This is a genomic window from Sulfurimonas sp. (genome assembly GCF_016744025.1).
GTDB lineage: Bacteria > Campylobacterota > Campylobacteria > Campylobacterales > Sulfurimonadaceae > Sulfurimonas.
Map to the genome: position 1 here is coordinate 1 of NZ_JADGFC010000139.1, position 6,046 is coordinate 6,046.

At 32.4% G+C, this 6,046-nt stretch carries 6 protein-coding genes; all 6 read left to right on the forward strand.

The genetic code is table 11. The annotated features are described in order from the left end of the window. Positions 1-237: 237 nt before the first annotated feature. Positions 238-2,172, forward strand: coding sequence for a thioredoxin domain-containing protein (locus QZZ48_RS13545; RefSeq protein ID WP_294966748.1), 1,935 nt, complete (start codon positions 238-240; stop codon positions 2,170-2,172). Positions 2,173-2,298: 126 nt separating this feature from the next. Next, on the forward strand, positions 2,299-3,000 hold the full coding sequence (locus QZZ48_RS13550; protein WP_294966749.1) for a lysophospholipid acyltransferase family protein: 702 nt from the start codon (positions 2,299-2,301) through the stop codon (positions 2,998-3,000). An 8-nt stretch (positions 3,001-3,008) separates the two neighbouring features. After that, positions 3,009-3,791: a pyridoxine 5'-phosphate synthase gene (locus QZZ48_RS13555; RefSeq protein ID WP_294966756.1), complete on the forward strand. Its 783-nt coding sequence runs from the start codon at positions 3,009-3,011 to the stop codon at positions 3,789-3,791. Between the two features lie 64 nt (positions 3,792-3,855). After that, positions 3,856-4,359 (forward strand): hypothetical protein, encoded by a 504-nt coding sequence (locus QZZ48_RS13560; protein ID WP_294966751.1) that lies wholly within the window; start codon positions 3,856-3,858, stop codon positions 4,357-4,359. Between the two features lie 161 nt (positions 4,360-4,520). Further along, positions 4,521-5,444: a 4-hydroxythreonine-4-phosphate dehydrogenase gene (gene pdxA, locus QZZ48_RS13565; protein WP_294966753.1), complete on the forward strand. Its 924-nt coding sequence runs from the start codon at positions 4,521-4,523 to the stop codon at positions 5,442-5,444. Between the two features lie 9 nt (positions 5,445-5,453). Next, positions 5,454-5,969, forward strand: a complete 516-nt coding sequence (locus tag QZZ48_RS13570; protein ID WP_294966755.1) for a crosslink repair DNA glycosylase YcaQ family protein — start codon at positions 5,454-5,456, stop codon at positions 5,967-5,969. Positions 5,970-6,046: the final 77 nt, after the last annotated feature.

The window sequence follows — 6,046 nt, forward strand, 5'->3', positions numbered from 1 at the left end:
TTACACTCATATTTAATCCCTATATTTTCTATTTCAATTTTATCATTTTTGAAATAAGAAAACAAATTTTACTGGTTCAGTTTTAGGGGTTCATTATAGGATTTTACAACTATATTCTTAAGGCGTTTAAGAAGAATAAAAAATAAAATCCAAATAAATAGTTTAAGCACTTTGTTAGCAACTATTTCCTACTCTACAAATAATTAATTTAATCATTTTATAGATAGGAAAGTTATTATGTCAAACAGATTAGAAGAAGAAGACTCACCATATTTACAGCAACACAAGAACAATCCAGTTGACTGGTTTGCATGGGGTGATGAAGCGTTTAAAAAAGCTGAGGATGAGAACAAAGCCATTTTTATTAGCATAGGTTACTCATCTTGCCATTGGTGTCATGTTATGGAAGAAACTGTCTTTGAAAACCAAGAGTGTGCAGATATTTTAAACGAACACTTTGTTTGTATTCAAGTCGATCGTGAAGAGCGTCCAGATATAGACAAGCACTACCAAGAAGTACACATGCTTCTTAACCGTCGTGCAGGTGGTTGGCCAACATCAATCTTTTGTACCCCTCAAAATAAGCCTTTCTTTGCAGGGACATATATACCACCTGAATCACAACAAAGTTCTATAGACGGTATGGGATTTAAAGAGCTCAGTAAACTTATAGGTACAAAAGTGGCTCAAAATGATGCAGCCTTATATAAAAATGCCGATGAGATAGAAGGCTTTTTAACTACCAAAGAGCATCCAAAAGAAGCAACTGTTTTAAAAGAAGATTTTATTAAAAACTTTATGCTTCAGGTAAAAAATAACTATGAACCAAAAAATGGCGGTTTTTCTGTAACCCATAAATTTCCTCATGCATCTACACTTGGAACTCTTTTAACAATAGACAGACTTCAATATGACAAAGCTGCAAAAGCAATGCTTATTCATACCCTAGAGTCTATGAAAAAAGGCGGAATGTACGATTTAGTAGATGGTGGATTTTGTCGTTATTCAGTAGATAGAGAGTGGAGAGTTCCTCACTTTGAAAAGATGCTATATGATAATGCCCTACTTTGCGATCTCTATACAAAAGCTTACCTAACATACAAAGATGAAAGCTTTTTAACTACTGCTAAAGAGATAGCTGATTTTTGGTTTAACTTTATGAGTGAAGACAATCTTTTTTATAGTGCAAGCGATGCAGATAGTGAAGGTGAAGAAGGTACTTACTTTATATACACTTACGATGAAGTTTACAAAACTTTATCTGAAAATAGATATGAAGATATAGAGACTATTCTCGCTGAGATGGAAGTAACTCAAGGAGGAAATTTTGAAGGTAAAAACATCATTCGTTTTAACAAGGGCGAAGTTCCTGAGCATTTTGAGAAGGTAAAGATTCTTCTACAAAATTTGAGAAAAAATCGAGAGTACCCTTTTATAGACAAAAAGGTTCAAACATCTTGGTCAAGTATGATGATAAAAGCCTTGTTTACTCTAGGAGATATAGATGCTAAGTATAAAGACAGAGCAGTTAAAAGTTTAGATGCTCTTCTAAAGACTATGTTTATAGACTCTAAACTCTATCACACTACTCTTATTCATAATACTCCTAAAGTAGGAGCTTTCTTAGAAGACTATACATATCTAGCACAAGCTCTTATAGCCGCTTATAACTCTACTCAAGATGAGCTATATCTTATTCAAGCTCAAAAATTCACAAACATCACTTTAGAAGAGTTTTATAAAAATGGAACTTGGAACTTTAGTAATGGCGAGTTTGAGACTAAAGCAGAGATATCAGACAATACTTACACAAGTTGCGTAAGTATCATGGTAGATGTACTTATCTCTTTATCAACTCTGCTTGAGGATGAAAAATACTCTCACTTTGCATTTAAAACTTTAGAGTATAACTCTTATGAGTTAGGAAGAAGACCTGTGATATATCCACATATGTTAGCTCAGATGCTAAGACACCTAAAAGGTGATAGAGTTATAAAATCAACGGCTTCAAATTTAGATGCTAATGCTTATGAGATTAGTAATTTAGAGTATCCATTTATACAAAAAAAGCTAAGTGAAGATGCAGAGTTTATGGTGTGTGGGAGCAAAAGCTGTTTTGCTTCCACAGATAATATAAATAAAATCAATGATATAATAAAGAATAGTTTCTAAAATAAAGGATTTAAATGAAATCTATAATGTTCACAACAATACTAGCACTTGGTGTTATGTCAATTTTCACTGCTTGTGAGAGAAATGACTATCAACATCCTATGCATCGTTCAAAATAATTAATATATGATTAAAACACTAAAAAAACTCATCTTCATGATTGGACTTGGGTACAAACAAATACAGATTTTTAAGCGCACATACTTTCACCCTTTTATCTCTTTAAAACATGGTTATACACAGTTGTCAAAAGATAGACAGTCTTACTCTAACAATGTTTTAGAACATTTAAATATTGAAATAGAACTTATTGGTGAAGTTCCAAGTAAAGACAAAATACTTTATGCAATAAATCACCGCTCACTATTAGACATAATAGTAATGGAACATATCTTTTCAAAACACAATAAAAATGGAACTTGGATAGCTAAACAAGAACTTTTCGATGCATTTTATGGTGACTTTTTTAGATATAGCGGATGTATAAGTGTTGACTTAGAAAATAGAAAAGGTCTTTTAAAATTTTTTAAAGAGATCAAAAAAACACTTTTAAAGATAGATGACTTTAACATATATATCTTTCCAGAGGGTGAGAGAAACAAAACAGCTGACGTTTTAGAGTTTCAAAGCGGAGCACAAAAGATTGCAAAAGCAAATAAACTTGATGTTGTTCCTGTTTTTATAAACGATACTTTAGAGAGTGTATTTAGAAATGCTCCATATAAAGAAAAAAAAGTTGTGCAAGTACATATGGGCGATATTATTGAACATCAAAGTTTAGAAGAAGATTATTTAAATTTTGTTAAAAATGCTAAGGGAGAAAAATAGTGAGTAGTATGAAGTTAGGTGTAAACATAGACCATGTAGCGGTTTTAAGGGAAGCAAGACGAGTTAATGATCCAGATATTTTAAACGCGCTAAACGTTGCTTGTGCAAATGGTGCAGACCAGATTACTATTCATCTTCGTGAAGATAGAAGACATATACAAGATGTAGATGCAAAGAATATCATGATGCATTCACAACTTCCTGTAAACCTTGAATGTGCTATAGACAGAGACATTTTAAATATAATATGTGACTTAAAGCCACACCGTGCTACTTTAGTTCCTGAAAAAAGAGAAGAAGTGACAACTGAAGGTGGACTAGATGTTTTTACTTATGAAGAGCAAATAGCTTATGCTATAGAGCAACTTCATGACTCAATCATTCCTGTTTCGCTCTTTGTTGACCCTACTATAGAAGCAATGGAAAAATCAAAAGACTTAGGTGCTGAGATGGTTGAGCTACACACTGGTTCATTTGCAAATATCTTTGCAATGTTAAACTCTTCACTACCTCACTCAAACCACTCAGTAAAAGAGCTTGAACTTCCTCGTTATGAGTTAGCTAGCAGACTTGAAAAATCAATACAAGAGCTTCAAGCAGCAGCGACACATGCTAAAAAACTTGGACTTGAAGTAGCAGCCGGTCACGGACTAAACTACCACAATGTTTCATATATGATGGACATAAAAGAAATCACTGAGTTAAACATAGGTCAAAGTATCATTGCTAGAAGTGTGTTTACTGGACTTGCAGAAGCTACAAAAGAGATGAAAAGACTCACTACAAGATAATGGAATGTTTCCCAATAAGCTGTATGACTTATTGATGAGAAGAGAAAGACTATTAGGATAAATAATGAATGAAACTATAATCGGAATCTTTATTGGTGCAGTGATAACATTTATGCTAAATTATTTACTAGAAAGTAGTAAGCATAAAATGTCAATAAAAAAATATAATTATGACATCAAAAGAAATAAATTAGAAGAATTCTATATATTAATAGAAAATTCAATTAAATTCTCAGTCAATAGTACTTTAAGAATGAGCTTAATCTTATACCACGGAAAAGAAAGTGCAAATAAGATGGAGTTTAATCATACAGCAGATGATTTTATAAAATTGACTAATATCATTAATATGTATTTTAGTGATGATGAAATATTAATAAAATTGATAAACAAGGCAAATAATGAATTTAAGAAAGGTCAAGAAGTTAATGGAATAATATATACTGGTAAAAGCAAGAATAAAGACGAAACAAATAATATGCTTATTAAAGAGTGGAAGCAATTTGGCGAAACTGCAAATCAAATAAAGAAAGAAATCCCAAGGTTATATCAAAGTTTAATAACATAAAAAAAAGAAATGCTGAAGATTTCAATACGTTACCAAGTTTTACTTGATAACGTATAATTGAAGTAGCTTACTTCTAAAAATGCCCCTGTATTTGAATCTCCACTTTTTCTAAACTAGTTATTTAAGATACAATTTCAACAATAGAGCAAGGATTGAATGAGATGAACCAACAAAAAATCAACATTGCAATAAGCGTAGGCGACTTAAACGGAGTGGGAATTGAGATAGCCCTTAAATCTCATGAAGAAGTTTCCAAACTTTGTAATCCTATCTACTGCATCAGCCCCGAGATGCTCTCACAAGCAACTAAACTTTTAGATGCCAAAGCACCTAGTGACCTTGTTCTTCATTCTGTAGATGGTGAGTTTGAGATAGAAGCCGGTGTAGTTAGTGCTGCATCTGGTAAGTACTCTTATGACTCTTTTATGAGTGCTATCAAACTTTGTGAAGACAAAAGAGCAGATGCAGTTGTAACTATGCCTATTCATAAAGAAGCTTGGATGATGGCTGGACTAGAGTACAAAGGTCACACCGACCTACTCCGCCAACACTTCGACAGAGATGCTATTATGATGCTTGGATGTGAGAAGATGTTTGTAGCACTTTTTACAGAACATATACCGCTTAAAGAAGTAGCCGCATCTATTCAGTATGTAAAATTAAAACAGTTTTTTCTAGACTTGCATGACTCTATCGGAGATGCTAAAGTAGCTGTGCTTGGTCTAAATCCACATGCTGGTGATAATGGTGTTTTAGGAAATGAAGAACTTAGAATAACAAAAGCCATAAAGAGTGCAAACAAAAAGTTAGGCTTTGAGCAGTTCGTAGGTCCGATAGTTCCAGATGTAGCTTTTACTCCTCATGCAAGAAAGAACTACAACTATTTTGTAGCGATGTACCATGACCAAGGTCTAGCACCGCTAAAAGCACTCTACTTTGATGAGAGTATAAACGTATCACTAAACCTACCGATAATCAGAACATCAGTAGACCATGGAACAGCCTTTGATATTGCCTATAAGGGCGAGGCGAAGACTCTTAGTTATATCAATGCTGTTAAAAGTGCTATTTCCTTTATTTCATAAAAGTATAAAATGTTAAAAATATCAAATAATGAGATGAGACTCTTATGGCTACAATCAAATGCTTTGCAAAATTCAAACCATAAAAATCTTGATGTATTACAAATTATAAAAGACTTAGGTTTTGTTCAAATAGATAGCATCCAAAATGTAACAAGAGCACATCACCATATACTTTGGTCAAGAAATAAAAAATATAAAGAACATATGCTAGACGATTTACTTTCTAAAAAAAGAAGTATATTTGAACACTTTACTCACGACGCTTCTATTCTTCCTGTAGAGTTTTATCCTATGTGGAAAATTCAATTTAAACATATAAAAGAAAAGATTGATAAATCAAAATACTATAAAGATATTTTAGATAAAAATGGTGTGCAAGATATTATAAATAAAATCAAGAACGAAGGTCCACTGTATACAAAAGATTTTGATAGTAACGCAACAAGTGAGAAGAAAATGTGGTCAAGGTCCACTCATAAAATCACATTAGACTATCTGTGGTACTGTAAACTAGACAAACTTTAATTCAGTAATTTAGATAGAATAATACAAATGTGTTATGAGATTTAATAGGATTAAAAATGGCAAGAGTAGTTTATAGC